This is a genomic window from Streptomyces scopuliridis RB72, assembly GCF_000718095.1.
In the GTDB taxonomy this organism is placed as follows: domain Bacteria; phylum Actinomycetota; class Actinomycetes; order Streptomycetales; family Streptomycetaceae; genus Streptomyces; species Streptomyces scopuliridis.
In genome coordinates this window covers 1-26,714 of the sequence record NZ_JOEI01000016.1, presented here as the reverse complement: position 1 = coordinate 26,714, position 26,714 = coordinate 1, and the positions used below count along the sequence as shown (strand labels likewise).

At 67.5% G+C, this 26,714-nt stretch carries 24 protein-coding genes, 1 tRNA gene and 1 pseudogene; 8 read left to right on the top strand and 18 right to left on the bottom strand.

What is annotated here, in order from left to right:
- Positions 1–37: 37 nt before the first annotated feature.
- Positions 38–2,380, top strand: coding sequence for a (Fe-S)-binding protein (locus IF11_RS0120785; protein WP_030353170.1), 2,343 nt, complete (start codon positions 38–40; stop codon positions 2,378–2,380).
- Here IF11_RS0120785 and IF11_RS41380 read toward each other — a convergent pair.
- The gene (locus IF11_RS41380) at positions 2,365–2,535 is read right to left on the bottom strand and encodes a hypothetical protein (RefSeq protein ID WP_165840648.1); all 171 of its coding nucleotides are present in this window, start codon (positions 2,533–2,535) and stop codon (positions 2,365–2,367) included. The genes IF11_RS0120785 and IF11_RS41380 overlap by 16 nt on opposite strands.
- 59 nt (positions 2,536–2,594) lie before the next feature.
- On the opposite strand from IF11_RS41380, the gene IF11_RS0120775 reads away from it, so the two are divergent.
- Together IF11_RS0120775 and IF11_RS0120770 are read left to right on the top strand one after the other, a co-directional pair.
- Entirely contained in the window at positions 2,595–3,815 is a 1,221-nt protein-coding gene (locus IF11_RS0120775; protein WP_030353169.1) for an FG-GAP repeat domain-containing protein, read from the top strand.
- A 139-nt stretch (positions 3,816–3,954) separates the two neighbouring features.
- Positions 3,955–4,950, top strand: a complete 996-nt coding sequence (locus IF11_RS0120770; protein ID WP_030353168.1) for a Yip1 family protein — start codon at positions 3,955–3,957, stop codon at positions 4,948–4,950.
- A gap of 87 nt (positions 4,951–5,037) precedes the next feature.
- Here the strand turns inward: IF11_RS0120770 and IF11_RS0120765 are convergent, their stop codons facing one another.
- The 3 genes from IF11_RS0120765 to IF11_RS36815 all read right to left on the bottom strand — a co-directional run bounded on the left by IF11_RS0120765 (position 5,038) and on the right by IF11_RS36815 (position 6,436).
- Positions 5,038–5,535: a phosphoribosyltransferase gene (locus IF11_RS0120765; protein ID WP_030353167.1), complete on the bottom strand. Its 498-nt coding sequence runs from the start codon at positions 5,533–5,535 to the stop codon at positions 5,038–5,040.
- A gap of 7 nt (positions 5,536–5,542) precedes the next feature.
- Positions 5,543–6,118, bottom strand: coding sequence for a dCTP deaminase (gene dcd / locus IF11_RS0120760; protein WP_030353166.1), 576 nt, complete (start codon positions 6,116–6,118; stop codon positions 5,543–5,545).
- Positions 6,119–6,187: 69 nt separating this feature from the next.
- A complete protein-coding gene (locus IF11_RS36815; RefSeq protein WP_037728187.1) occupies positions 6,188–6,436 on the bottom strand; it encodes a hypothetical protein in 249 nt (82 codons plus the stop codon).
- 254 nt (positions 6,437–6,690) lie between these two features.
- Between IF11_RS36815 and IF11_RS0120750 the strand changes: the two genes are divergently transcribed.
- Positions 6,691–6,764 (top strand) — tRNA-Gly (locus IF11_RS0120750).
- 773 nt (positions 6,765–7,537) lie between these two features.
- On the opposite strand, the gene IF11_RS0120745 is transcribed toward IF11_RS0120750, so the two are convergent.
- The gene (locus IF11_RS0120745; RefSeq protein ID WP_030353164.1) at positions 7,538–7,876 is read right to left on the bottom strand and encodes a thioredoxin family protein; all 339 of its coding nucleotides are present in this window, start codon (positions 7,874–7,876) and stop codon (positions 7,538–7,540) included.
- Positions 7,877–7,956: 80 nt separating this feature from the next.
- Positions 7,957–9,375, bottom strand: a complete 1,419-nt coding sequence (locus IF11_RS0120740) for a DEAD/DEAH box helicase (protein ID WP_030353163.1) — start codon at positions 9,373–9,375, stop codon at positions 7,957–7,959.
- A gap of 496 nt (positions 9,376–9,871) precedes the next feature.
- On the opposite strand from IF11_RS0120740, the gene IF11_RS0120735 reads away from it, so the two are divergent.
- From IF11_RS0120735 to IF11_RS0120730, 3 genes are all read left to right on the top strand, one after another.
- A complete protein-coding gene (locus tag IF11_RS0120735) occupies positions 9,872–10,087 on the top strand; it encodes a DUF6243 family protein (protein ID WP_030353162.1) in 216 nt (71 codons plus the stop codon).
- A gap of 376 nt (positions 10,088–10,463) precedes the next feature.
- The gene (locus tag IF11_RS40960; protein WP_133243247.1) at positions 10,464–11,603 is read left to right on the top strand and encodes a hypothetical protein; all 1,140 of its coding nucleotides are present in this window, start codon (positions 10,464–10,466) and stop codon (positions 11,601–11,603) included.
- Between the two features lie 480 nt (positions 11,604–12,083).
- Entirely contained in the window at positions 12,084–12,608 is a 525-nt protein-coding gene (locus tag IF11_RS0120730) for a hypothetical protein (RefSeq protein ID WP_030353161.1), read from the top strand.
- Here the strand turns inward: IF11_RS0120730 and IF11_RS42190 are convergent.
- From IF11_RS42190 to IF11_RS0120705, 7 genes and pseudogenes are all read right to left on the bottom strand, one after another.
- Positions 12,568–12,897: a transposase gene (locus IF11_RS42190; RefSeq protein WP_342342621.1), complete on the bottom strand. Its 330-nt coding sequence runs from the start codon at positions 12,895–12,897 to the stop codon at positions 12,568–12,570. The two genes, IF11_RS0120730 and IF11_RS42190, sit on opposite strands and share 41 nt — an antisense overlap.
- Positions 12,800–13,525: a transposase gene (locus tag IF11_RS39075; RefSeq protein WP_240627673.1), complete on the bottom strand. Its 726-nt coding sequence runs from the start codon at positions 13,523–13,525 to the stop codon at positions 12,800–12,802. Before IF11_RS39075 ends, IF11_RS42190 begins: the two co-directional genes overlap by 98 nt.
- Positions 13,526–13,821: 296 nt before the next feature.
- On the bottom strand, positions 13,822–13,974 hold the full coding sequence (locus IF11_RS39070; protein ID WP_425315197.1) for an NUDIX domain-containing protein: 153 nt from the start codon (positions 13,972–13,974) through the stop codon (positions 13,822–13,824).
- Between the two features lie 89 nt (positions 13,975–14,063).
- Entirely contained in the window at positions 14,064–14,432 is a 369-nt protein-coding gene (locus tag IF11_RS0120720) for a hypothetical protein (protein WP_133243248.1), read from the bottom strand.
- Between the two features lie 374 nt (positions 14,433–14,806).
- Positions 14,807–18,710 (bottom strand): annotated as a pseudogene (locus IF11_RS39065) (putative T7SS-secreted protein); the annotation flags it as partial.
- Positions 18,711–18,755: 45 nt separating this feature from the next.
- On the bottom strand, positions 18,756–19,406 hold the full coding sequence (locus tag IF11_RS0120710) for a hypothetical protein (RefSeq protein ID WP_030353159.1): 651 nt from the start codon (positions 19,404–19,406) through the stop codon (positions 18,756–18,758).
- On the bottom strand, positions 19,396–19,818 hold the full coding sequence (locus IF11_RS0120705) for a hypothetical protein (protein ID WP_030353158.1): 423 nt from the start codon (positions 19,816–19,818) through the stop codon (positions 19,396–19,398). Before IF11_RS0120705 ends, IF11_RS0120710 begins: the two co-directional genes overlap by 11 nt.
- A gap of 1,294 nt (positions 19,819–21,112) precedes the next feature.
- On the opposite strand from IF11_RS0120705, the gene IF11_RS40955 reads away from it, so the two are divergent.
- Positions 21,113–21,295: a hypothetical protein gene (locus IF11_RS40955; RefSeq protein WP_133243249.1), complete on the top strand. Its 183-nt coding sequence runs from the start codon at positions 21,113–21,115 to the stop codon at positions 21,293–21,295.
- A 205-nt stretch (positions 21,296–21,500) separates the two neighbouring features.
- Here the strand turns inward: IF11_RS40955 and IF11_RS0120700 are convergent, their stop codons facing one another.
- The 5 genes from IF11_RS0120700 to IF11_RS39055 form a co-directional block, all read right to left on the bottom strand.
- On the bottom strand, positions 21,501–21,824 hold the full coding sequence (locus IF11_RS0120700; protein WP_030353157.1) for a hypothetical protein: 324 nt from the start codon (positions 21,822–21,824) through the stop codon (positions 21,501–21,503).
- Positions 21,817–22,386 carry a Shedu anti-phage system protein SduA domain-containing protein gene (locus IF11_RS0120695; RefSeq protein ID WP_240627674.1) on the bottom strand — a complete coding sequence of 190 codons (570 nt, stop codon included), beginning with the start codon at positions 22,384–22,386 and terminating at the stop codon, positions 21,817–21,819. The genes IF11_RS0120700 and IF11_RS0120695 overlap by 8 nt, the downstream gene beginning before the upstream one ends.
- A 122-nt stretch (positions 22,387–22,508) precedes the next feature.
- Complete coding sequence (locus tag IF11_RS0120690) at positions 22,509–24,920, bottom strand: PA14 domain-containing protein (RefSeq protein ID WP_030353155.1); 2,412 nt, start codon at positions 24,918–24,920, stop codon at positions 22,509–22,511.
- Between the two features lie 499 nt (positions 24,921–25,419).
- Positions 25,420–26,202 (bottom strand): polysaccharide deacetylase family protein, encoded by a 783-nt coding sequence (locus IF11_RS0120685; protein ID WP_030353154.1) that lies wholly within the window; start codon positions 26,200–26,202, stop codon positions 25,420–25,422.
- A gap of 78 nt (positions 26,203–26,280) precedes the next feature.
- Positions 26,281–26,714: RHS repeat domain-containing protein (locus IF11_RS39055; RefSeq protein ID WP_037728185.1), on the bottom strand; the 434-nt coding region annotated here is incomplete at its 5' end.

Genomic DNA, 26,714 nt, shown 5'->3' with positions numbered 1-26,714 from the left:
GCCGATTTCCCACCCTCGCAGGCCCGAGGAGCCCCCAATGCAACTCGCCGCGATCATCGTGTCGCTGGTACTCGCCGTCGTCGGTGTGGCGCTGTTCGGCCGAGCCATCGCGCAGATCTACCGCTTCGTACGGCTCGGCCGGCCCGTCCCCGCGGGCACGCGGACCGATGAGCCCGCCCAGCGCACCCTGACCGTGGCCAAGGAGTTCCTCGGCCACACCCGGATGAACCGCTGGGGCGTGGTCGGCGTCGCGCACTGGTTCGTCGCGGTCGGCTTCTTCTCGCTCGTACTGACCCTGGTGAACGCCTTCGGGCAGCTCTTCCGGGCCGACTGGCTGCTGCCGGTGATCGGCGACTGGACGCCGTACGAGGTCTTCGTCGAACTCATCGGCCTGCTGACGACGCTCGGCATCCTGACCCTGATCGTCATCCGGCAGCTCTCGCTCCCCAGCCGCGCCGGCCGCAAGTCCCGCTTCACGGGCTCGAACTTCGGCCAGGCGTACTTCGTCGAGGCCGTCATCCTCGTCATCGGCCTGGCGATCCTGGTCCTGCGCGGCCTTGAGGGCGCGCTGCACCACGTCGACTCGTACCAGGCGGCGTATCTGGTCTCGTACCCGCTGGTCACGGCGTTCAACGGGCTGAGCCTCAGCACCCTCCAGAACCTGGTCTACCTGGTCGCGCTGATCAAGCTCGCGACGTCCTTCATCTGGATGATCACGGTCGCGCTCAAGACCGACATGGGTGTCGCCTGGCACCGCTTCCTCGCCTTCCCCAACATCTGGTTCAAGCGCGAGGCGGACGGCGGGACAGCCCTCGGCGCCCTTCAGCCGATGACGAGCGGCGGCAAGGAGATCGACTTCGAGGCGGTGCTTGATGAAGAGGGGGGCGAGGAAACGGTCTTCGGTGTCTCCCAGATCGAGCACTTCTCCTGGAAGGGCATCCTCGACTTCTCCACGTGTACGGAGTGCGGCCGCTGCCAGTCGCAGTGCCCGGCCTGGAACACGGGCAAGCCGCTCTCCCCGAAGCTCCTGATCATGTCGCTGCGCGACCACGCCCACGCCAAGGCGCCGTATCTGCTGGCCGGCGGCGGAAAGACCATGGAGGGCGAGGAGAAGGGCACCGAGGAGCAGCTGGCCGGGGTGCCCGCCGCGGCCCTCGCGGAGGCCGAGCGCCCGCTGATCGGGACGCTGGAGGCCGTATCCGACAGCGGCTTCGCCGCGGGTGGCGTCATCGACCCGGACGTGCTGTGGTCCTGCACCACCTGCGGTGCGTGTGTGGAGCAGTGCCCGGTCGACATCGAGCATGTCGACCACATCGTCGACATGCGCCGCTACCAGGTGATGATCGAGAGCGCCTTCCCCAGCGAGGCCGGGACGATGCTCAAGAACCTGGAGAAGAAGGGCAACCCCTGGGGTCTGGCGAAGAAGCAGCGCCTGGAGTGGACGAAGGAAGTCGACTTCGAGGTGCCGGTCGTCGGCAAGGACATCGAGGACCTGACGGAGGTCGACTACCTGTACTGGGTCGGCTGCGCGGGCGCGCTGGAGGACCGGGCCAAGAAGACCACCAAGGCCTTCGCGGAGCTGCTGCACATCGCCGGCGTCAAGTTCGCGATCATGGGCGGCGACGAGAAGTGCACGGGCGACTCGGCCCGCCGCCTGGGCAATGAGCCGCTGTTCCAGCAGCTCGGCCAGGAGAACGTCGCGATGCTGAACATGGCATACGGCGAGGACGATGACGATGAGACGACGAAGAAGCCGAAGTCGTCGAAGAAGATCGTCGCGACCTGCCCGCACTGCTTCAACACGATCGCGAACGAGTACCCGCAGCTCGGCGGCGAGTACGAGGTCATCCACCACACGCAACTGCTCCAGCACCTCGTGGACGAGGGCAAGTTGGTCCCTGTCACGCCGGTCGAGGGTCTGATCACGTACCACGACCCCTGCTATCTGGGCCGGCACAACAAGATCTACACGCCGCCGCGCGAGATCATCGCGAAGGTGCCCGGTCTGCGGAACGAGGAGATGCACCGCCACAAGGAGCGCGGCTTCTGCTGTGGCGCGGGCGGCGCGCGGATGTGGATGGAGGAGCGGATCGGCAAGCGCGTCAACGACGAGCGGGTGGACGAGGCCCTTTCGCTGAACCCGGACATCCTGTCGACGGCCTGCCCGTTCTGTCTGGTGATGCTCTCCGACTCGGTCAACGGAAAGAAAGCGTCCAATAGCGGCTCCGCCGCGGGCTCCGGCCGGGCGAAGGAGTCCCTCCAGGTCGTGGACGTGGCGCAGCTGCTGCTCGACTCGGTACGGACGCCGGCGGGGCCGGAGGGCTCGGAGGAGCGGGAGAGCGCGCCGGACCCGGACCCGGAGCCTCAGCCCGTGAAGTAGTAGCGGGTGAAGTAGCGGGTGAAGTGGGTGACGTAGGTCGGAGAGCGGCCGGATCTGCCTCGGGGCGGGTCCGGCCGCTTGACGTAGGGGCCGAGGGAGGATGACAGAGTCGGCTCCGACTTCGGCCGCTGTACGGGCGAGGACTGCGGCACCATGTGACGACCGGGCCGGCGAGAGGAACCGGGCGGATCAGGTGGACGGGGTGGGTGGGGGCATGCGCATACGCGTGACAGCGACGGCGGCTGGGGCTGGGGCTGCGGTGAAGAGCGGTGTCGGCACGGCCGTATGTGCTGCGGTCTGCGCGGCACTGCTGCTGACGGGCTGCACCGCCTCCTCAGGCCCCGGCGCAGGCGATGGCCAGGACCGGGGCAAGGGCACGACAGCCGGCAAGAACGGCGACACCGCCCCGCTCTCCGGCCGCTCCGGCGCCCCGCGTCGTCCCGTACCGCGCGGCAAGGGCAGCCGTGTCCCGGACGACTTCAACGGCGACGGCTACCGTGACCTCGTACTGAACGACCTCGTCAAGGCCCCGGGCGACACCTACGGCGATGACGCGGGCATCGGGATCGTGTACGGCACCGCCGCGCCCCGCGGTCTCGATCCGGCCGTACGCCAGATCCTCAGCCCGCGGAAGCACGGCGCCCGCATCGACGGCGCGCTGCCCGCGGCGTTCGACGCCGAGGCCGCGTGCGATCTGGACGGCGACGGGTTCGGGGATCTGATCGTCGCCACGGACCCGCCGTACAACGGGATCGGCGCGCCGCCCGTACCGCTCCAGATCCTCTTCGGCGGTCCCGACGGCCTCGGCGCGAGTGGCACGAGTGGTGACGGTGGTGACGGTGGTGACGGGAACGACGGCAAGGCGGTCGTCCTCCGGATCCCCGCCAAGGCCCGCGCCGGAAACGAGTGGCCCGACCATCCCGTCTGCGGTGACTTCGACGGCGACGGCGCGATGGACCTCGCGGTGACCGCGAGCGCGGGCCAGGTGAGCTACCTCCGGGGCCCCTTCAGCCGCACCGGCGCCCCGCGCGCCGCCTCCGCGCCGATCCCGGGCGGCGGCCCGGTCCTCGAAGCGCCCACGCCGAAGGCCGACGTCAATGGTGACGGCTACGACGACCTCGTCCACTCGACCCGGGCCCGCACCCCGGGGCGCGCCGCGAAGGGCGAGCTGCTGCTCGGCGGCCCGGAGGGTCCGGCGCGGGCGGGAGGCGCGTACCGCTTCAAGGCCGTACGGTTCCCGACCGCGCCCAGACTCCCGTCAGGGTCCGGCCGGGCCGTGACGGAGCTTCTCAGCGCGGCCGACTTCACCGGCGACGGGCGCCAGGATCTGGTGACCCGCACCCACCAGGGCGAGCGTACGGATCTGATCGCGCTGTACGCGTCGGGAGCCGACCGGCCGGTGATCACGTTCAGCACGTCGATCTTCCTCGGATAACGCCGGAGAACCCCGGGGCGGGGCCGGGGGGGCAGTCCACATAGGGTTCCCCTAGGGGATGTCACAGCTCGGCCGCAAAGGACCCCCCGTTCCCCCACCTCAGCCGCCCGGACCGCCCGGAGCGGGTACGTTCGATCGCGTGGCTGGATTCAGGATCGGACGCGGCCGGGACAACCGCACCCCGCAACAACAACCGCAGCGGCAGCAGCAACAGCCGTATGGACGGCAGGCGCCGCCGCCCCCGGGTTACGGGGGCGGGCACCAAGCCGCGCCCCCGTACGGGCAGCAGCAGTGGCCTCCCGCGGGCGGCGCGCCGAACGGGTACGGCGGTGGCGGGCACGGCGGTGGCGGGCACGGCGGTGGCGGGCACGGAGGTGGTCATGGCGAACCGGAGTACTTCGGCGACCCGTACGGCCAGCAGGGCCCGCACGGGCATCCCCCGCAGGGCGGGCGCAGCAGACATGGCGGGCACGGCGGCCAGCCGGGCGATCCGTACGCCAACAACCCCGGCCATACGCAGGCGTTCAGCGTCAACGAGGACCCGTACGATGACGGCACCGCCTACCGCGCCGGCGCGGCCGCGGCCCCCGCGGGCCCCCGGCTGCACTGGAAAGAGCTGCTGAGCGGCGTCGTACTGCGCCCCTCCCAGACGTTCCTGCGGATGCGCGACTACCCGGTCTGGGGCCCCGCCCTGATCGTGACGTTCGTCTACGGCCTGCTGGCGCTCTTCGGCTTCGACACGGCCCGCGAGGACGCGATCAACGCGACCCTCTCCACGGCCATCCCGTACGTACTGACCACCGGCATCGCCTTCGTCTTCGGCGGGCTGATCCTGGGCGCGGTGACCCACACCCTCGCCCGCCAGCTCGGCGGCGACGGCGCATGGCAGCCGACCGTGGGCCTCTCCATGCTGATCATGTCGATCACGGACGCCCCGCGCCTGGTCTTCGCGCTCTTCCTCGGCGGGGAGAACTCGCTGGTGCAGGTGCTCGGCTGGATCACTTGGATCGCGGCGGGCGCGCTGTTCACGGTGATGGTGAGCAAGTCGCACGACCTGCCGTGGCCGAAGGCGCTGGGCGCGTCGGCGATCCAGCTGATCGCGCTGCTGGCGCTGCTGAAGCTGGGCACGCTGTAACGGAACGTGGCACGCGGAAGGGGCCCGGCGGAAAATCGCCGGGCCCCTTCGGCATACGTCTTCGGCGTGCTTCGCGTACTCGCCGCCTCAGGCGTCGAGGACCTGCCCGCTGCGGCGGACGACGGGCTGCTCCACGCTCCAGGGGAAGTTGATCCAGTCGTCGGTGCGCTTCCAGACGTACTCGCACTTCACGAGGGACTGCGGCTTCTCGTAGATGACGGCGCTGCGCACCTCGGCGACGTGATCTATGCAGAAGTCGCGCACCAGCTTGAGCGTCTTGCCGGTGTCGGCGACGTCGTCCGCGATGAGGACCTTCTTGTTGGAGAAGTCGATCACGTTGGGAACGGGCGCGAGCATGACGGGCATCGCGAGCGTGGTCCCCACCCCGGTATAGAACTCGACGTTGACCAGATGGATGTTCTTGCAGTCCAGGGCGTAGGCGAGCCCACCGGCGACAAAGACACCGCCGCGCGCGATGCTCAGCACGACATCGGGCTCGTACCCGTCGTCGGCGATCGTCTGCGCCAGCTCGCGGACGGCGCGGCCGAACTTCTCGTACGTGAGGTTCTCTCGGGTCTCGGTCATGCCTGCATCACACCTGTGTCCGATGGAAATTGAGATACGAGCGGGACGCGGTCGGCCCCCGCTGCCCCTGATACCGCGAGCCGTACCTCTCGGAGCCGTACGGAAACTCCGCCGGCGAGCTGAGCCGGAACAGACACAGCTGCCCGATCTTCATCCCGGGCCAGAGCTTGATCGGCAGCGTCGCCATATTCGACAGTTCGAGCGTGACATGCCCGGAGAACCCGGGGTCGATAAAGCCCGCGGTCGAGTGCGTCACCAGCCCGAGGCGCCCGAGGCTGGACTTCCCCTCCAGCCGGGAGGCGATGTCGTCGGGCAGCGAGATGACCTCGTACGTCGACGCGAGCACGAACTCCCCGGGGTGCAGGATGAACGGCTCGTCCCCATCCGGCTCGACGGTGCGCGTCAGATCGACCTGCTCGACGGCGGGGTCGATATGCGGATAGCGGTGATTCTCGAACACCCGGAAATACCGGTCGAGCCGCACATCGATGCTGGAGGGCTGCACCATCGACGCGTCATACGGTTCGAGGCGTACGCGTCCGGATTCGAGCTCGGCCCGGATGTCCTTGTCTGAGAGAAGCACGCCCCGAGGATACGCAGAGCGCGCGAGCCCACCCCAATCGGGCGACCTCGCGCGCCTGAACCACTACGGTCAGTGCCGCTCCACCGCCGCGGCCTCGACCGCCCCTGCGTTCACCGTCACTGCGTCCACCGTCACTGCCTCCGCCACGGCCCCGGCCGGCTCCACTGGCACGGCATGCCGCAACCGCGCACACCGCGGACACCGAATGAGCCGCCCGGGGCCGATCCGCCCGGAATCGAGCTGCTGCATCGGAAACGTGGCGGTACTGAACACATGCCCTTCGGCACAGCGGACGACGGTGCGCTCCATCAAGTCCATCAGGTCCCTTCCCCAACAAACGCGGACGAAAGCCCACACTAGGGGATGAACAGAACCCACCCGTCAACGGCACTCCGCCCCGACCCTACGCCCCAACTCCCGCCCACCGCCCCCCACATCCACCCACCACATCCACCCACCACCACCGCCCCCCACGCGGCCCAGGAACACCACGGGCCCCACGGCGCAATACGCCCGGGGCCCGCGATGAGGTAGAGTGTCCGACGATGCGAAGCCGATCACCGGCTCGCCTCGCGGGTGTAGTTTAATGGTAGAACATGAGCTTCCCAAGCTCAGAGCGCGAGTTCGATTCTCGTCACCCGCTCCATGAAAAAGCCCCAGGCCAGCGGCCCGGGGGTTGTTTGTTGTCTAGTCCAATTCGAAGACCACACACCACTTGCGTACCACATCTGGCGGTCAATCGGTGCAACGACGCGAGTCTCGGAGACCTGCCGAGTGTCCCTTCGAGCGCATCCTTGAATCCTGAGATCGACTTTGCGTGACGTGTGCCATACCTTCGGCCGTTCCGAAATCACTGAACGTCGCGACTGCTGATCGCGGCACAAGCATCCGTCGGCACCCAACACCGCTGCTGGAAGCTATTTTGGGGTCGCTCCAGCCCCGTCGGGCAGACAGAACCGAGCACTCTACGTGGCAATGCGCCGGGTTCGGGGGTTGACGCCACGTCACGTCAACCCTCATTTCATGGCGGAGATGCCAGCCGTGGATTTCGGCTCCCCCGCACCGAGTACCGGCGCCGACGAGCAGCAGCCGGAAGTCGCGGTCACTCAGGCCCGTCCGCTACTGAACTTGAACTCGTGACGTCGGTTGAATCGTGGTGAGGTCCTGATTCGAGAGAGCTGAACGCCAGCGTTCCGTGATCACGGGGGTGGCTCATCCCCCGACGCGCGGCGCCCAGGTTCACTTCGATCTCGTCGTTCGATGAGCAGACTTCCAGCCACGACGGTAGCCGCCTTGCGTGAGCACCAGGACCTCACCAGGTCACTCGACGGTTTCGGTGAAGAGTTGTACATCTGCGGCCACGATGGTCCCCGGTCCGGTCGCTGCGGGCACAACCTCGCCGACCGGTATGCGGCCTGCTCACAGGTGGGCGTCCAGGAACTCCCCGAGCGCTGTCCTGGACATCGGACCGCTCCCGGCCGCCATCGCCTCGGTCCGATCGATCAGCACGAAGGAGGGCGCGCCGGTGACGCCGTACCGCCGTACGGGGCCGGGGCACCTTGCGATGTCGGCCCGCACGACGATCAGTCGGCCCTGATAGACGTCGGCCACCTCCCGCACCAGGGCATCCATTTCCTTGCATGCTGCCGCGGCCTTGGGCCGCACCCCGTGGAAGTACGCGAGCACCGGCACGTCCGCCCTCGCCAGGATGAACTCGAACTCGGCTTCCTCATGGGGTCGTTGGACCCTGTTCGCCATCGGCACTCCTTGACGCTCCAGTCGATGCGAGGCAGTGGGTGCCTCCTTGTGTCTCCCGACCGCGACGGCCGTACCGCTCGTCAGTGGGCCCTGCGCGCTCGGGCGGCCTTGCGGGCCTCCGCCATCGTGCGCGCCTCCGCGGCCTTGCGGGACTCCTTCGGCGGGCGGCCCGCGCGGGTACCCAGACCCCGGAACGCCGCGTTGCCGGTCTTCGCCCCGTCCTGCACCGGCGGGCGCTTCGCGCCTGTGATGCTGGTCAGCCTCTCCTCGCCGGAACGAACCTGAGCGACCGTGGGCCGGATCCCGGCATCCGACATCATCCGGTTCACGTCCCGGCGCTGGCCGGGCGTGACCAGCGTGACCACGCTGCCGGACTCCCCGGCACGCGCGGTGCGCCCGCCGCGGTGGAGGTAGTCCTTGGGGTCGGAGGGCGGATCCACGTTGACGACGAGGTCCAGGCGCTCAACGTTGATGCCACGGGCAACGACGTTGGTGGCCACCAGCACCGTGATCTCCCCGTCCTTGAACTGGGCCAGCGTGTGCGTGCGCTGCGGCTGCGACTTCCCGCTGTGCAGAGCACCCGCCTGTATTCCGCTGCTCCGCAAGTGGCGGGTGAACTGGTCCACGCCGTGCTTGGTGTCCAGGAACATCAGCACCCGCCCGTCCCGAGCCGCGATCTCGGTGGCTGTCACGTACTTGTCGGCGGGATGGACGTTCAGTACGTGGTGCTCCATCGTCGCGACCGAGCCCTTCGCCCGATCGACCGCGGCGAACACCGGCTCACTCAGATATTGCCTGACCAGTTGATCGACGTTGCGGTCGAGCGTCGCGGAGAACAGCATCCGCTGCCCGCCGGCGGGCGTCCGGTCCAGGGTCTCCGAGACCTGCGGCAGGAAACCCATGTCGCACATCTGGTCCGCCTCGTCCAGCACCGCGATCCGCACCCGGTCCAGGTGACAGTCCCGCCGGGCCACGAGATCGGCCAGCCGTCCCGGCGTCGCCACCACGACCTCGGCACCCGCCCGGAGCGCCGCCACCTGCCGGCCGATCGCCAGCCCGCCGACCAAAGTCACCGAGCGTAGCCCGAGCGCCTCCGCGTAGGGAGCCAGCGCCTCGCTCACCTGCTGCGCGAGTTCCCTTGTCGGCACCAGGACCAGCGCGAGAGGGCGCTTCGGTTCGGCGCGTCGGCCCGCCGTACGTGCGAGGAGCGAAAGCCCGAAAGCGAGGGTCTTTCCCGAGCCGGTCCGCGCGCGGCCGAGGACATCCCGGCCGGCCAGCGCGCTCGGCAGGGTGGCCGCCTGGATCGGGAATGGCTCCCGTATCCCGAGCCCCGCCAGCACCCCCATCAGCTCGCCCGGCAATTCCAGCTCCGCGAAGGAGCCGGCCGGTGGGAGGCCAGGCGCCAGTGTCCCCGGCACCGAGAGCTCGCCCCGCGGGGCCCTCCCCTGGTCGGACCTGCCGGGTCCGGAGCGACCGGAGTCCGACTGCTTCGCCTTCATTGGGGGTTCCTCGTTTCGGCGCCCTGAACGGACCTGGGCCCGTACCTTGTCCGGCACGGGCCCAGGCTCTCTGCAAGCGTGACCCAACCTTACCAGCGCGTGCCTCGCGCCGGCCGTCCCGCGGCCCGGCCGGGCACCCGCCCCGGGGATCGTCACGCGCTGAAGGCCGGAAAGCCGCTCGACATCCGGGATGCTCTTGCCGAGCGGTACAAGGGTTCCTGCCGTAGGTGGCCGGGCGCTGGACGCGATTGCCCCGCAGCTGGAGACCATGGCGGCACGGTCGGGGCGCGGGCGATCGGGGAGTTCGGGATCGATGTCTCGCCCTTGCACTGATACATGACCAGCATGTCCGTGCACGGCGCATACTCGACCGAAGGCCAGGACGCCGATTTACGAGTGAGAGCGTGATGGGGCCCTGCTGACGTCCTTCGACGTCACCGCGCCCGTCCCCCATCGATGAATCCGTAGATCACTTCACATCATTCCGGGAGAACCTATGACCGTGAGCAAGAACATCAATAACCCTGTGGGCATGGGCGGCGGCCAGCGCCAGAGGCTGTCCCGCGCAGAACGGCAGAACAACGGTCCGCACCGCAACCTCGACCGCCAGGGCGCCGCCGACCGGAAGGCGGGGCTGGCGCGAAAGATCCGCGAGAAGGCAGGCGCAGCCGAGGGCGCCGGGCAGACGGGCGACGACACCGCACAGAGCTGACGCACCACTGTCGCAGGGCGGCGCCGTACGGGGCAGGGCCAGGACCTCGACGCACGGTCCGGGCCCCGCTGCCGCACCGGGGTCTGCGGCCGTACCGAACGCGGCCGCTCCCGCTCAGCTCTCGGCCGACCACCAGCGTCTCAGCTGACCACCCGGGGATGGGCGTGCCACTACGCGCCATTCAGGACGGTGAGCAGCGGTCAGCTGGGGCCCGAACGAGGCCACTGCGGCACGCTCCCCAGGGACGCGTTTCCCAGGTCACAGGCGGGCAAGCCTACGCAGTACCGGGTGATTCCCAAGCTCAGAGCGCGAGTTCGGCTCTCGTTACTAGTGGACCTCAATCGGGGAACTCATCCGCAAACGAAGGGAATAATTCATGGCCTGGAATAAGATACCCGCCAAAGACGATATGGATCTACTGTTCCAGCCGTATTACGCACGCACAAATACACTGTATCCGCTCCTCAAGCCGACAGGGAGGATGATATTTAGTGCGATAGCGTCCGAGCTCGACCGCACCGGAACAGAATTATCTATATTCAGAAAGACCGCGCTGTTCAGCGTGGTCATGTCAGAAATCATTCACGCTCTCGCACTGCGCGAAATAACAGAACACGAACCTGAGATCGGAGATTGGTTCGTCCATTCAGGCACCACAATCTATCGCCCGCTTGAATCCGGAAACAAGGAAGCCTCAATACCTCTGACCACCCGCACAATCAGAGGAACCGTGCGAGACGAGTGCAACATTACAGCCAGCGCTTCTATCAATATGACCGGCCGCGACGACGTTTCCCTCGTGATTGGGAGATTGCTCTCACACTCCAAATTTGACCTTGTGGCAGCTGGCTACCGCGAGCCATCAACCAACGTGGCTATGATTCGCCAGCCAAGAACCACTCGCAATGGGCTCGGCATTTCCGATCTTAAAGCGCTTGCAGCGGGAAGACACTGGGGCGACATGCTGCCAGAATTCCTCGCTCCCGGAATTTCAGACGATGAACTACTTTCTATGGCCATACTGGACACCATCTCCCGCTTTCAGACAGCAATTGAGGAACAAGGAGGATGGAAGCTCCTTTACGACGATAACCAAAAGGTATTGCACGAGCGCCAACATCAAGGAATGTTCCAAATCTTTTCACGCCTAACTTTCGGCGCCTTGAAGATTCACATTGACGCAAACCCCGACCACGGAAGCGGCCCCACAGATTTCACAGCCAGACTGAATAAAGCAACAGCAATCATCGAGTTCAAGAAGGACGATAAACTTCAAGAAGTACGCCACGGAATATCGACACAGCTTCCCATATACATGAAATCAGCAGAGGCCACCCAGGGGTATTATGTCGTAATGTGCCACCGGAGAGACCCAGAAGAAGTCACCGCCGCCCTAAGAGTGGAATCGGAACGGAATTTCGATCCCGACTTTCCTGAAATAAATGCAATCATAGTGGACTGCCGACGCCGAATTTCTGCTTCCAAGGCCCCGACACGATCTGGCATTGCCGATTGAGGTTTCTCCCGCACCTGCTGGTCGCAGATCCGAAACGGATTTCAGCTCACAACAGCTGGTCTTCGTCGCGGGGACAGCTCTCTGAACCGCAGAGGGCTCGGCCCGCCCAGTCAGACCACGTCACATTTGGGCCAACTCCGCGCAGGCTCTGCCTTGTGGTGCGACCGTCTGGATACAAGGAACCTTAGCGGGAGCACACCGCTCCGTGGCCCTGAACGCGACGTCCCTCGTCGTGCCGGCCCAGGCAGCCCGAGCCGTCTTCGTATCCGTCCATTCACAGGCCAGCCCCATCCCAGCCCTTCAGTGCGGTGCACCAAGGTCAGAAGCGGTCAATCCAAGCGACTCCAGCACAGCTCATCGCTCAGAAGCCGTTGTCTTTCCGGTCGTGATCGCTGAGTTTCCGCTGATCAGGCATGGTGTTGGTGTCGCCGTGGGAGGGTTCGGACGTTCAGTTCGTTCTCAGCGATGGGGAGGTAGCCGGTGGCGTCGGTGATGGGCTTGCTGGAGGAACGGGAGACCGCTGCCCGGGCGGCCGTGGAGGAGCTTCAGGTGGAAGCCGACCGGATCCTGGCCGAACTCGGTGTGGCCGAGGCGGTGTTGGAGCACCGGGTGATCGCTCGGGTGGAGCTGGCCGAGGCCCTGGCCGCTGGCGGCGATGCGGCAGATCCGCCCCGTTTGGAGGTGCAGGTTCCGGCACGGCCGGCCCGCGTGGACAAGGTGCCGGTTGCCGGGGCGACGGTGGTGCGGTGCCGGGAGGGGATGACGGTGGAGGCGCTCGCGCCGGAGTACCGGCGGATCGTTGAGCTGCTTCAGGGTGAAGGGGGCGACGGCGAGGGGGTGTCGGCGAAGGAACTGGCGGCCCGGCTGGGGCTGGAGCTGGTGCCGGCCAAGATCGAGGGAGTGCGGTCGAGGGCGAAACGGCTGGTCGAGCGGGAGTGGCTGAAGGCGTCGCCGTCGGGCCGGTTCATGCCGCGAGCGTCGGCCGCGCCTGCCGCGGGGAGCTGAGCGGCCTGCTCACGGCGGTGGTGCGGGCCAGGCGGCGGGCCATGAGCATGCTCGCCGAGAAGTAGATGAACGCCTCGCTGGAAGCGGGCAGCGCCTCGAAGTCGCGCACCAGGCGGCGCGAGCGCATCAGCCACCCCAGACTGCGCTCCACCACCCACCGTCTCGGCAGCACCACGGACCCGGTCATGTCGTCACTGCGCTTGACGATCTGCAGGGTGAGCTGGAGTTTTTCCTTCGCCCAGGTCACGAGGCGGCCGGTGTAGCCGCCGTCGGCCCACACCAGAGTGATTTTCCTGAACCGTGTCCGCAGCACGGGCAGCATGGCGGTGGCCGCCTGGCGGTCGGTGACTCGCGGCGGTCACCCAGACCATCAGCAGCAGGCCGAGGCTGTCCGTGATGACGTGTCGGCGCCTTCCGTTGATCTTCTTCCCGCCGTCATGGCCCCGTGACACGGCGGGCACCGAGGCGGCTGCCTTCACCGACTGCGAGTCGGTGATTCCCGCACTCGGCTCACGGTCGCGGCCCTCCGCGGTGCGAACTCTCCCGCGAAGCCGGTCGTGCAGTTCCCCGGCCAGGCCCTGCTTCCGCCACCTGCGGAGGAAGGCGTAGACACGGTCCCACGCCGGGAAATCGACGGGCATCGCACGCCACTTGATGCCGTTGTCGGTGACGTAGAAGACCGCATCGAGCATCTGCGGATGGCAGTAGCCCTCCGGCTGCCCGCCCCTCCCCTCCATCCACGCCGGCACCGGCAGCGCGTCCCGCACCACCGCCCACTGCGCGTCCGTCATGTCCGAGCCGTAGACCGGGACCCGGTCCGGCCGGTCGGCTGCGTTCCCGAACCGGTGAGCGAGACAATCGCACGAAGAACGCGCCGAGTTGAAGACAACCGGCGACACGGCGTAGAACTGCGACAACAGGGCCTCCGGGGCAGACGAGTCGGCTTCGCAACCCCCGTGCTGCACCGGAGGTCCTGCCTTCATGCGCCCACCCGGCCGAAATCACCCGACCAGGCAACCCGTTCGACCAGAACCGCCCTCACGGTCGATAGGACTACGGCTTCTCAAATAACCCCTGGTCAGGTACGTGTGGAGTTCTTAGGCACCGTGGATTCCCAAGCTCAGAGCGCGAGTTCGATTCTCGTCACCCGCTCCATGAAAAAGCCCCAGGCCAGCGGCCTGCGGCTTCACTGTTTTCTAGATCACTTCAAAGCTCAGGCAACCCCTGGTCGCCTGTGAGATCGATTCTTGTCGATGCCCCTGCCCAGTTTCTCCCGCAGTTCACGCCTGACCGCCCGCTCCAGCGGTTCGCTCGGCTCTGCCATGCCGCCCGGCGGGTCCCAGCCCGGCTTGTAGGTCGGGTTCACGAGCGGCACACGTCCAAGTGAAAGGGTCCGTCAGTTGTTGACGGACCTTCACGCAAGATTCAGGCCAGTGGCTCGTGATTCCGTTCGCGTCATGAAGAAGACAGGATCTCTCGCTTCTCCGTCTCGTAAACCTCAAGCGCCTGAGGGGCATGATCGTAATAGGATTCCCAGAAGCCTGGTTGATTCCATGATTCCGGACACAGCGAGAACGAGCCGGTATCGAACTGGAAGTAGCGCCAGGTCGGCGGCAAGGAATGAGACGTTACTGTGAACGCTCTACTGTCGAAGAGCGCGGATTGCTCCCACTCCCCCTCGATAAACTCGACTCGGAACAGCGCGCTCCTGCCGAAGCGAACGGACACCTCAAGGACTACGTACTCCTCCCCCTCTCTGAGCGCTTCGATGCCCTGGAGGATCTGCGGGTCCGAGGTTTGTGGACGCGTGAATCGGGCGCGCATGCTCATCACCTTCTGTTCATGATGACTTTGTAGTCGTAATTCAGAACTCTTCCCGTCTCGGGATTGTAATAATAGTGGACCTGAAAGTCCCCATAAGGTGACTGATGTGTCCTTGTGGTGTATTTTCCCCAATCGCTGAGGTGGCTGCCGTCCGAGGTCATGAGATCACGCACAACAGGGTTGCCGAGTTTCTCACCATCGATCACTCGGCGAGAATCTGCGATTGCCTGCGGAGTGAGCCATCCGTTCTCGTTGAAGATGGAGTCCGCTGACTCTCTGCGGAGTTGATCGGCCAACCGCTGCCCTTCGGCTGAACCTGGTGTGAAGTTCTCGTTTGTATCCTTGCCTTCCTTGCCTGCCTCGTTCAGGCATCGTGGAGCCAGGCCCAGCGGGTCGGTCCACGTGTGGGGGTTGTGGACGTAGGTGGTGGGGTTGGGGGCGGGTCCGAGACCGAGGGGGTCCGGGGTGGTGTAGCGGGCGGTTTCGGGGTCGTAGTAGCGGTGGTGGTTGTAGTGGAGGCCGGTTTCGGGATCGTGGTACTGGCCGGGGAAACGGAGCGGGGTGTACGCCGTGCTGGTCCTCGCCCAGGTTGTTGTGCCCCAGAGGGTGGTGCGCGTGCGCCACGCGATGTCGCCTGATTCGTCGATGAGTTCGGTGGGGGTGCCGACGAGATCGGTGGCGATGGCGAAGAAGCGGGCGTCGATCTCGTGCTGGGTGGTTTCCTCGGTGAGGCGTTCGGTCTGGGTGACGGGCGTGCGCCCCCGATGGTCCCAGGTGATCGTGACCGGATGGGGGAGCCGACCGGGGTGGGTGCTGGTCTGTTCGGCCAGAACGGTGCCGTCCCAGGTGAAACGGGTTTCCTCGATCACGGTCCGGCTGTCGTCGTCGGCGAGACGCTGTTTGGCGGTGCGGCGGCCGAGCGGATCGTACCGGTAGCGCCACCGCGTGCCGTCTGGGGTAGTGACGGCGATGAGGCGGTCTTCCGCGTCCCATGTGTAGCGCCAGGTGTCGGGTTTGCGGGACAGACGTGTCTTCTGGCGCAGGGTCATACGGCCGGCGGCATCGTGTTCGTAACGGATCTCTCCGGCACGGGTGATGGCCGTGCCGGTGTAGGCACGGAGGCCGGTCGCCTCATGGCTGGGGTGGGACGTGGGCCAGGACGCCGAGGTCTGGTTGCCGGCGGTGTCGTAGGCGTAGGTCTCGGTCCAGCCCGCGGCTGTGACCGTGGTGACCCGACCGGAGGGGTCGAGTTCGTAATGGTGGGAGCCGCGCAGAGTGTCGTCGAGGACGGTGAGGTAGCCGTCGGCGCGGTAGGTGTAGGTGCGGTGGTTCAGGGTGCGGGCGCCGGTGGTGAAGTGCTGGGTGGTGAGGCGGCCGCCCGTGTCCCAGGTGGAGGTGAGGGTGAGGATGTCGTCGACGGCACGTTCCAGTTCGCGGCCGACCGCGTCGTGCGTGAAGTCGATGCGGTGGCCGCCGGTGGTCAGATGGGCGGGGCGGCCCGCAGCGTCGTAGCCATAGGTGGTGAGCCGGCCGGTGGGGGTGACTCGGCGGGTTCGGCGGCCCAGCGCGTCGTACGCATACGTGCTGGTGAGGCCGTCGGCCAGCTCCGTCTTGACTCGGCCGCAACGGTCGTACCGGTAGAGCAGCTCGCTGTCCGGGCCGGTGGCCTGGACCAGGCGTCCTGCCGGGTCATAGGCATACGTGGTCACCTCGCCCGCCGCGTCCTTGCGGATCACCCGACCGAGCGGATCCCGCCGGATCGCACCGCACCGTAGTCACCGCGCCCAGCGCGTCGACGACCGAGGCGAGATGGCCGCGGATGTCGTAGGCGTAGTGCGTGATGTGGCCGACCGGGTCGGTGGTCGCGATGCGGTTGCCGCGTTCGTCGAACTCCTGCTGCCAGCGGGCACCGTCGGGACCGGTGAACTGGGTGGGCAGACCGAGCACATTACGTTCCGTGCGCAGTTCGCTGCCGTCCGGGCGGATGACGGTGGTGAGTCTGCCCAACTCGTCGTAGGTGAAGGCGGTGGTGCGGCCGAGGGAGTCGGTACAGGTGAGCTGGTTGCCGCAGGTGTCGTACGTGGAGCGGGTGGTATGGCCGAGCGGGTCGGTCGTGGCCAGGACCTGGCACTTGCCGTCGATCAGGTGGCGGGTGGTGCGGCCGTCGGCCGTGGTCAGCGTGGTCACCCGGTGGCCGGTGGCCGGGTCGGGGTCGCCGTAGGCAAGGGTGAGCTGGAAGTGGCCGGCTTCGCCGCCTTCGGCGATGACCCGATCCTCGTTGTCGTAGACGTAGTTGTAGCGGCGTTCGTTGGAGTCGATCCAGGCCGTCACCCGGCGGCCGTTGTCGTACTCGAAGGTCAAAGCACCGCCGGATGCCTTAGCGACGGCGGTGAGGTTGCCGTCGGTGTAGGCGTAGGCCACCAGGGGCTTGGCGGCCTCTCCGTTGCCCGCTCCGCCCTCGCCTGCCCCGCCCCCGTACGCCCCTCCTTCGCCCGCTCCGGCCGGAGCCAGTGCGGTGACGCGGCTGTCGGTCACGGTCAGCGCCAGGTGATAGCCCGCCGAGTGGACGAGGGCCTGGGGGGTCCCGTCGTCGGTGCGGTCGATGGTGATGGTCTGGCCGTTGCGGTCGGTGATCTGGGTCAGCCAGGCGTCGCCGTCACCGCCGGGCTCGGCCTCTGTCGGCGCGGTGAAGTGCCGTATCAGCCCGGTGGTGGGTTCGGTGACGGTGTAGTCGCCGATCTCGTCACGGGCCAGCGCTGTACGGGTCCTGCCGGACTCGGGGAGCGTCGACACCCCGGGGACGGGATGCGGGTAGGTAATCAGGAGTCCGTCGGCGGTGACGTGGATGACACCGTTCGCGTCGATCTCCAGGCGTTCGTCGACGGTGGAGGACCAGGACGGGCCGAAGAAACGGCCCGCGGTGTAGCCGGACTCCACACGGCGGGTGAAGGCCAGCGGGAGAGTTCCGGGCAGCGCCACATCGGTCTGGGGCAGGAACATCCTCCCGGAGGCCAGGTCCACCGGGTCGGTGTCCTTGGTGGTGCGCTCCCTGTCGGGGCGGTTGTGCGTGCCGTCCGGGGCGTCGTCGACCAGACGGCGGGCTCGGTTCGCGTCGGCGGCCAGGTCGGCTGCTTCCTTCGCGACCCGCGCCGCCTTCACGCCCGCCCCGCCGCCTCCGGTCGCGGCGGTCATCACCAGGTCGGGTACCAGCCGGCCGAAGCCCTCGGCGGGGTCCTTCATGAAGTCGGTGACCATCTGCTTGCCCGCGCCCCAGGGGTCGTTGGCGACTTGGACCAGTCCGGCGGCGGTGTTGTTGAGCGAGAGGGCGTACTCCGCCGGGTGCGTGATGTTGTACGGGTCGGTCGGGTTGAGGCTGCGGGCGAAATTGAGCAGGCCCGCGGTGCCCTTGACGATGCCCCCGCCGAAATGTGTCCGCATGACGTCGAGTTCGCTCACGCCGTCGACGGCCTGCTCGGCGTACGACGGTTTCGGTGGCGCGGCGTCCCGGGCCGCGGACACGGCGCTGCGCGCGGTCTCGGCGGCTGTGTTGCGCTGGCGCCGGGCCTCGGCCAGGATCTCCTGCGCCTCCTCCATCCGGCCCTTGCCCGGATCGGTGAACTCTCCCGGCTTGGGCGGCAGGGTGGTCGGGTCGCGCTCGTCGGCCGGCTGTGCGTTGTAGCGGTCGGCGGCCTTGTTGTAGGTGTCGACCTTCGCGTTGTGCGCGTCCCGCGCCTCCTCGGACGCCTTCGTACCGGCCTTCCACTTGTCGATCGCGCTCTGCGCCTGGCCCTGGGCCCACTCGACGGTCCCGGCAAACGCCTCCAGCGCGCCGGCGGCCTTCCCGCAGGCGTCCGCGCCCTTGAACCACTTCGGCGGTTCGATCGCCACCTTCGCCCGGAAGGCGTCGGCGGCCTCGCCCTTCAGGGCGGCCGAGTCGAGCCCCTTCAGGCCCTGGCCGACGTTGTTGAATGCCTTCTGGAAGTCCCTGAGATGGGACGCGGCCTCGCGGAGTTTCGACGGACTGCCATAAATCAGCTTCGTCTTGTCCTCGGTCTGTCCGAGGTCCATCTCGTCGACCTCGGCGCCCATCCGGTTCGCCAGCGAGCGGGACTGGTCGCGTACCCAGTCTGCGCCGGAGTCCCAGCCGGCGTCCTTCAGCCGGCCGGCGGTCCAGTTCCCGGCGTCCTCGACCCGGTTCCCGGCCCACTCCACACCGTCCTCGACCGCGTCCTCAACGACATCCGGAGTGAGGTCGCTGATGAAATCACCGATGCCCACTGCCAGTTCTCCCCCGTTGCCTCTGGATCGGTCATTGCCTCTGGATCAGTTCCCCGCGTCGCCCTGCTGCTGTTGCCGGGCGCGTTCCTCGGGTGACGGCCCGAACGTGTTGTCCACCGCCCGGTCGAAGTCGTCCTGGTCGACGCCGACGAGGTCGTTCAGAGCGCTCGTACGCTGTCCGCCCATGCCCTCGGTCAGCACCGCCCGACTGGTGTCCTTCCAGGTCTGCCCGGCTTCGTCCCGCGCCTGCTGGAACGACTCCGCGCTGTAGTCCGGACTCAGGTAGTCCGGGGTGAGTACGTCGCCCCAGTTCTGCTTGACGATCTCGTCCTCGGAGGCGTGCGGATTGCCGACGGCAGCGTTCACCGCGATCTTCATCGTGCCGTCGACGTACTGGTCCTCCTCCCAGAGAATCCCCGCTGCCAGGCCGAGCTTCGCCGCGATGGTATTGGCATCCTGGATCAGGGCCCGTACGCCCCACTCCCAGCGCTCGCAGTAGTCCTCGAAGTCGGCCGAGAGGCCGTGATGCCCCGCCTCCATGCCGGTCATCGACATGCCCGAGAACCCCTTGCCCAGCACCGCCCCGGTCCCCGTGCCGACATCCCGCAGCTCGGACACCGCCGCCCGGAGGCCCTTGGTGATCCGCTGGACACTCTCCTTGTCGACCCTCAGGTCCTCCGCGCCCTCACCCATCAGCCCCGCCCGCCCCTTGAGTGTCGCCGGCATCGACGGCGACCGCGTCCGGCACGATCCCTGCCACCGGCGGAAACAGCATCGCCCCGGCCGGATCCGCGATATTGATCGCGACCCCGGCCGGCTCGTCCATCGCCGGGATGATCTCGTCCAGCAGCCGCGCCCCACGCAGCTCGGCGAACTCCCACGCCCGGCCGGTGGCCCACCCGTCGCCGGAGTCCCGCGCCCGCGCGAACCGGGCCAACGCGCCCTCATCCGTGAACCCGCAGATCCAGCGCACCCCGCTCAGCTCCGCGGTCCACAAGCCGCCGTCATGGAACGGCACCAGTACCAGAGCGCGCCGCAACTCCCCGACCAGCGCCCGCGGATCCCCCAGCCCCGCCCGCTGCTCAGCGATCCGCTCCGCAAGCGCCATCCCCGTCGCCACTCCGGCCCCCCTACGACAGCGTCAGTTGCCTCTCAGAAACACACTAGGACACCACGCACTTCACGACACAGCGGTTTCGTCAGGCAGGCCATCCGACCGCCCCGTGCCCCATCCATGCCCTTCAGCACGGTCAGCAGCGGTCAACAAAGGTACCGGGACGACGCCCCTGACCCGACACCCTCATCCGGTGTCTACGCAGGTCAGCCACGTATGTCCAACGCTAACGCCGTTGATTCCCAAGCTCAGAGCATGAGTTCGATTCTCGTCACCCGCTCCGTAGATAAGCCCCAGGTCAGCGACCCGGGGCTTATCTGCCACCCAGACCATTTCAGTACGAGCCATTCGTGTGCCGTGCCGTAAGAGACTCATAGCGCTGATGTCTCGCCGCGCGGACCCCGTCGCACCTACCGCCGACAGACGGACCGGCAGCTCACTGCGCGGGACCGGAAGCCCGCCCTGGACATCAGCCACGGCAGGCGTGCGGCCGTCGGGTGGGCAGAGCGGCTTGCCGAGGTGGTCTCGTCTGCATCGGAGGGCGAACGTGCGGCGACGGTGCTGATCGGAGCGATGAGGAACCGTCCGAAGTTCCTGTGTCGTCAAGGGCTATCTGTGACCGGTCGGCGCCGACGCGGACCACGACGGCGTTGTCCTTACCGGTGTCTTGGCGCTGTCGCCAGGCCCGCCGGCCAACGCCAGCAGCACGAGGATCAGCACGATAAGTCCGCCCCCGGTGCCCGCCACCACGGCGACGCCGCGCGGACTGATGGACCGGCGGTGCCCGCGTACTCGGGTGCCGTCCGCCCTAAAGTAAGGGGCGACATAGGTTGTGGGCCCGGTCGGGCCCGAGCGGGGCCTCGGCGCGAGAGCACGGCGCGGGACAGTACGTCGGGGTGTCGTCGGCATGGCGGCGGTGCGGGGACGCTGACGGCGGTAGTGGCCCTTGACGGGCGTTCCGTCACTGCGGACGTGGGGGCGAACGTAGGTCACGAAACCTCGCTGGTGAAGGCGGGGGCGGGCGAGCGCCCCAGGCGGGGCCGGGCGTTCCTCGGCGCAACATTTCGACGGTATCGGTCGCCGCTGACAATTCAGGGCGCCCAACTACTACAGCGAGTAAGGGCGTTGGAGTTACAACAGCGATTTTCGGTCTGATGGTCACGGCGCCGGCGTATCTGTCAGTAGCGGGTGCTGTCATGAAAGCGGCGGCCATCATCGTCGGGTTGCTGCTGGTCAAGGTCGCCCAATGGGTTTTGGGAACTGGTGAGTACTGGTCGCACTCGGCCTGGTGGCGCTGCTCGTGGTCGCGGGCTGGATCTACCCGGGGATGGACCGGATGAGATCAGCACAATTGCGTACCCAGGGACTGAGCTATTTGCTGGGTCGGCTCGACGCGATGCACCTCACCACATCCGAGGGCGCCGTACGTGATCAGCCCGCTCGTGATGGCTCCAAGGCCGCGCTGCGGTGACCGGGGCGACCTGGGCGCCGACGCGAAGGCCCGTGATCTCCCCGGTGGAGTGTGGGTGATTCTGTAAGCACCGCAAGGCAGGGCCGCGGCCAACGGCACCGGGCGGACGGTGTGCAGGGGTTATGTCGCTATTACGGTGACCAACGGCCGTACCTCGCAGCCTGTCCAAGCGTTCGTTCAGGAGCGATCCGCGCAGCAGGGAGCGTCAGCCCCGCCCCGGGCGCAGGTGGCGGGAGGCTGCCAGACAGGAGGACAGCCATGTAGCCTCCGGTCGATCAATGATCAGGTCGTCGACGGTGATCATCCCGTCCATGGCTCCGTCGACCCGTATCGAGTGATCACCGACACGGAACATCTCCCAGTCCGCGTCGCTGTGCCAGAGCCGGGCGGTCTTGTCACCCCGGCGCTGGGCGAACACGAGTTCCTCGCCGTGCTCGTTCAAGAAGTAGCCGACGTAGTCCTTGCCGGTGATGGCGCCACCGCAAAGCCGCGCCAGGAGCGGCTCAATCGCAGGACGGTTGTCATTCATGCCGTGGGCCCTCAATCGGGTCGGGGTCCTGCTCTGCCGACGAGAGCGCCAGCATCCGCTCCGCCGACTCCAGCAGGGTCTCGTAGGTGATCACGTCTATGCGTGCCATGTGCGTGTTGTAGGTCCTCAGCGTTTCCGCGACTTCATGGGGGGTGATGCTCTCACTCACGTACTGCGGGTGCCCGATCACAACAGTCGCCGAGGCCCTCCGGGTGTCGATGCCGTACCGGGCAAGGATGGTCTGGCGGCTCTCGTCCAAGGTTCGGAGGTAGTTCTGCGCCTGGGAGACTGCATGGTGTGCCGGGGCACCCAGCATGAGGTGACCGCTGGGCCGGATGATCAGCTTCTGGATGTTGGCGCGCTTGAGTTCCACCACGTGCAGGGATCCATCACCACGCAGCAGCGGAATGTCGAGAATGGTGTCCGGGGTGTACTGGCGGCCCGCCGACTCGGCCACGTAGGCCCCACCGAAGATCCACTCCTGGTTCTTCAGGCAGGCATGGAGGGCGCTCTCGGAGCTGCCCGGATCCTCCACCACGACACGCAGAGCCGCGAGATGCACCAGACCAGCTCGCTGGTGGAGTGGCGGCCGCCCAAGCGGAAGCGGCAGTCGGGCTGACGCTCACGGGCGTGTGGGAGGGGCCCGAAGAATCCTCCGGTCCCCTCCCTACGTCTCACGTCCGGTCAGAGCCAGGAGTCCCAGATGCCGTACGCCGTCGACCGGGTCACGGCCTCGGCGCCCGACGCGTCCAGGCGTACGACGCGGTAGTAGTACAGGCCGAGCCGGTCCTCGTGCACCGTGGTGTCCATGGAGAACGCGGTGCCATCCATCGTGCTCTTGGCCAGGGTGACGTAAGCGGCCGCGACGGGGTCCCAGCGCTCCACGCGGTAGCTCGCGAACCGGGAGCAGTCCCCGAGGCCGGAGCTCTCGGAGCAGCCGACGTACAGATCCGGGTACTGGTCCTGACGGACCTCGGTCTCCGTCCAGCCCGGCGGCCGGGTGTCGGGCAGGGTGACCGAGACCTCGGCGGGGTGGAGGACGTCGAGTGGCTCGTCGTCGTACTGAAGCCGGTCGTCCGTGGCGGCCACCTTGTAGGCGTGGGTGGCGCCGTCGGGGACTGTCGGGCAGAGCATCTCGGTTCTGGCCAGGGAGCTGCCGGTCCAGCAGTTCTCCTTCCAGACCGTCTCGCCGCTGTCCGGGTCGGTGATGCCCTGCCACACGTGGTAGCCGGTGACGTCGGCATCGGCGGGCGGCGTCCAGGTCAGCCGGACGCCAAGCTGGACACGTTCCGCGGTCAGGTTCTGCACCGGGGCGGGACGCTCGGTGTCCGGGGTGGTCTCCGTGGCGGCCGGGCCGGGCTGCGAGACATGCCCGTACCGGTCGGTCGTCACGACTCGGTACTCGTACGTCGTCTCCGACTTGCCCTGGACGTCCCAGCAGGTGCCATTGACCTGCTTGCGTGCGGACAAGGGAGCGTTGTCGTCCGCCCAGGTCCAGTACGTGTCCGGGTCCGCCAGCGGCTCGTCCCGCGAGGTGAACGGCTTGCACTTGTCAACGATGCTGGTCTCGCCGGTCACGGTGTCGGTGCGGACGATCTTGTACGTGGGAAGGGGCCTTTCGTCGACGATCCACGGGTCGACGCTGCTCCACTCGACCATCACGCCCTCATCGAACCTGTGGGCGGTGGTCTTGAACGCGGGGATCGCTTCCGGCCGGTCGGCCATCTTCAGCGTGATTTCCACCGGCGTGGCGGCGTTGCCCCTGGCGTCCACCGAGCGCACCGCGTACCGGTAGCTGTCGGCGACGGCGGCCGTCTGGCGCGGCACCACGTCGGTCTGCGTGGTGGTGCTTTTCCCGGGCAGGGCGTCGCCATAGCCGCCGGTCGCCGGGTCGTACTGGAGGACCTGGTACGCGGCGGCCCCGGCGACGGGCGACCACAGCAGATGCGGAACGCCCGACCGATACTCGGCGCGGAGCCGCGCGACGGCGGCCGGCGGGGTCAGGTCGGGGGTGGTGAACGTCGTGGCGGCCGAGTACACCGACCAGTTCCCGGCGGCGCCCCGGGCCCGGCCCCGGTAGGTGACCTTGCTGCCGTCGGCCGGATAGCCGGTGTCGCAGATCGCGCCCTTGGCGCCGGAGTAGACGGTGCTCCAGCGGTTCGTGGCGGCGTCGAGCCGCTGCATCTCGTACCAGGCGATGTCGGCGGCGTTCGCCGCGGTGGTGACCAGCTGCGGGGCCGCGTAGGGCTGGTCGGCCGGGCACGCGTCCCACTCGACGAACGGTGCGGCGGGCGGCGTCTTGTCGACGGTGGCGACGAGCTGGTCGACGCTGCCGCCGGAGACGTTGCCCGCCTTGTCGACGGCCCGCACCTCGTAGTAGTAGGCCGCGCCGGTCTTCGGCAGAGTGCTGTCGGTGTACGACGTGGCGGTGGTCGTCGCGAGCGGCTTGCTGCCATACGACGAGCCCTTCAGCCGCCGGTAAACCCGGTAGTTGGCGAGGTCCATCTCCCTGTTCCTGGACCAGGTGAGCTTGGCCGCCCCCTTGGCGGTGTCGTAGGAGACGACCGCGCCCGTCGGGGTGAGCGGCTTGACCTTGTCAACGTCGGCGGAGGTGCGCGGCGTATAGGCGTACGTGACGTTCGCGGTGCCCGTCCAGTTGACGAAGTCGACGCGGAGCGTGTGCTTGCCGCTGGGGATCGTCACGTTGGCCGTCTTCTTGACGGTAGTGGAGACGTTCTTCCACAGGTCGATCTTGCGGACATCGTCGAGGTAGACCCGTATGCCGTCCTGGGCGGATGCCGTGAACGTGAAGGGGCCGCCGGAGCCGAAGTCGCGTGTCACCGACCAGCGCACGCCGAAGTTGTTGGACGGTACGCCGGAGACGGGTGCGCCCGTGCCCCAGTTCTGGTCGATCGCGGAGTCGCAGTCCGTCTTCTTCGGCGTGCCCGAAAACGTCGTGTTCGCGAAGAACTGCCGTTTGAAGACGGGGGAAGCGCAGCTCACCACCGCGGAGGCGGGTACGGCGGTGGCGTAGAGCACTCCGCCTGCCGTGACCAGAACCAAGGCGGTGGCGATGGTGCGTCTGGCTGGGTTCATCAAGTCCTTCAGTCCTGTTCGGCGGCAGATGTCGATCAGACGTCGCCGGACAAGACCGACAGGAGCGTCGATTGGTTGTACGAGCCTCAGCCGGTCACCGCAGCGGTGACAGCCAGTCGCTTGAGGGCAAGGTCTCCGTTCTGTCCACCGTCACTGCGCTTACCCAGTAGTACGAGGTGGTGCCGCGTCGGGCCGGTGCGCTCGGATATGTCAGACGGCCGGGTAACGCGACTGAACCGGCTGCGGCCGTGCCACAAGGTGCCAGTAGGGGCGGTGAAGAGCGGTCAACACGGGAGACACAACGACAGTCGGTTCAGCGGAGCATCAGCCGGTTCTTGCGGGTCAGGCAGCATATCGATGCCCTGGTGCCCGTTGATTCCCAAGCGCAGAGGGCGAGTTCGATTTTCGTCACCTCGGCAAAGGTCGCCGGGCTGTATCTCAGTGTTCATGTCTGTCTGCTGGTGCCGGGGGTCTGGATGTCGGTGCGGGCGAGCCTCACTCACCGCACGGGGAAGCCGAAGGAGTACCCCTGCTGCCTTAGCCAGGGCAGCACCTCGCGCAGCGCGGCCACGGTCTGGGAGCGCTCCCCTCCCGCGTCGTGGAAGAGAACGGTCGGCCCGTCGGAGATCTCCCTCTTGACGGTGGCGACCATGGTGTCCACGCCGGGACGCTCGAAGTCTCTGGAGTCGACGTTCCAGCCCAGCGGCCGCATCCCCCGGGACGCGGCGAGCTGCCGGCTGTACGGGGTGAAAGCACCGCCCGGGGCCCGGTAATACTGCGGCCGGACGCCTCCGGACGCCTTGGTGATCATGCGTTCGGCATCCAGGATCTGCTGGGACTGGTAGGCCTCGGACTTGGTGTCCATGGTGGTGTCGTGCGAGACCGTGTGGTTGCACAGCCGGTGCCCGGCCGCCACGACTGCCTTGACCAGGTCCGGGTACGCCTCGGCCTGCGTGCCCACCATGCAGAACGTAGCCTTCGTACCGCTGTCCTTCAGCAGTTGCAGCACCTGCGGCGTCCAGACCGGGTCCGGTCCGTCGTCGATGGTGATGTTGACGCCCTGGGCGCCGCGGTCCGAGGCATGCGCGATGTCCGCCGCCACCTTGGCCACTGTCCGGTCCTGGGGCGGGGCGTCCGGCGTTGAGACACGTGCTTGCGGCTGCCGCCCTCCGACGGGGTCGGCCTGCGCGGTCCACACTGAGGCGGCAGCGGCCAACGTTGTCACCCCGAGCGCCGCCGCGAGAAGCCGGCCGTGCCATCCCCTTCCCTTGTGCCTTGCCATGTCCGCCCGCCCCTTTGCTGTCTCCGCCGATGCCGTGCACCCATGAAGACATACGAACGCCCGTACAAGATCCCTCTGTTACCGATCACGGACGAATCCGCAGGGGGCCGGCGACAAAAGCGGGAATTCGGCGACAGACGAGGGGGCGCGAGGGCCTCGAAAGGGTACCGGCGAGGGCAGCGGACGCTGATCCGCACGGATTCCGGCGCAGGCACCCGCGCCTGGGTGGTCGTAGCCATAGGTGGTGAGCCGGCCTGTGGGGGTGACTCGGCGGGTTCGGCGGCCCAGCGCGTCGTACGCATACGCGCTGGTGCGGCCGTCGGCCGGCTGCGTGTACTGATCGAAGTCGGTTTCGGAGATCAGCCGGCCGGCCGGGTCATAGGTGTACGACCATGTCAGGCCCTGCGGGTTGGTGACCTGCGTCAAGCGCAGCTCCGCGTCGTGGGCGAACTCGTAGCGGGCGCCGTCCGGGCCCGTGCGGGCCACGAGCAGGTCGAAGTGGGTGTATTCGA